Below are 835 nucleotides of genomic sequence, written 5' to 3' on the forward strand. Positions count from 1 at the left end.
ATAAAACCGGATCAGCATGGCAATATGGCAACACAATAAAGCCATCTCGCACGAGCTGCTCGGCAGCGGCTAAGGTTTCTATCGGATCAGGCATTAAGTATTTTGGGTCGGGATGGATCTCCAGTTTGACCCAATTTGTGCCCAACGCTTCGCGAGCAAGCTGCGCAGCAAAAACAGCATCTTTGGCATTTTTAGCGCCAGAGGTGTTCGGTAGCAAATTCACACCGGCGTGAATCAAAGGCTGTAAAATGTCATCTTGCTGATCATTCACATCCACACGTTTAAGCGCCATCGTCGCGAGCTGTGAACCTGAAACCTGGATGGCTTCGGCCATTAAACGGCTATTAGAAAATTTCCCTGTTCCGGTGAACAAGCGTGATTGAAATTCTTTATCACCAATTTTCAGCATCGACATTATCCCCCTGCGATGGCTTGAAACAGAGAGATGCTATCTCCCTCAGAAAGTACCGTACTCGCCCATTCGCTACGCGGCACCACTTGATTATTAATGGCAAAAACACAACCCATTTCAGGCAGAGAAAACTGGGTAATGATTTGCTGTAGGTTGGCTTTACACTCGACCAGCTGAGCTTGGTCGTTAATAGCGATAGTTATCACGCTACCTCTCTCCTTTGGCAAATGAACGTACAAACGAATTTGATGCGAATTGATTTGAAACTGTCATGGCGGGCATCTCTTAACTGCTCACTGGTGCAAGATTATTGTCACCACAAACCTGACATTGCTTGTCTTTGGTGATCGACATGGTCTGCCAGTTCATCCGCAGTCCATCAAAGAGGTGTAACTGACCACACTCAACATGAAAGCGATCTAT

1 protein-coding gene and 2 pseudogenes are annotated in these 835 nt (G+C 46.5%); all 3 read right to left on the reverse strand.

The window, feature by feature from the left end; translation table 11 throughout:
• Positions 1–409: pseudogene (locus R7O13_RS25620) on the reverse strand (thiazole synthase); the annotation flags it as partial.
• Positions 410–414: 5 nt separating this feature from the next.
• Positions 415–618: a sulfur carrier protein ThiS gene (gene thiS, locus R7O13_RS25625; protein ID WP_005497365.1), complete on the reverse strand. Its 204-nt coding sequence runs from the start codon at positions 616–618 to the stop codon at positions 415–417.
• A gap of 79 nt (positions 619–697) precedes the next feature.
• Positions 698–835 (reverse strand): annotated as a pseudogene (locus tag R7O13_RS25630) (molybdopterin-synthase adenylyltransferase MoeB); the annotation flags it as partial.

The organism is Vibrio sp. Y176, assembly GCF_033438945.1.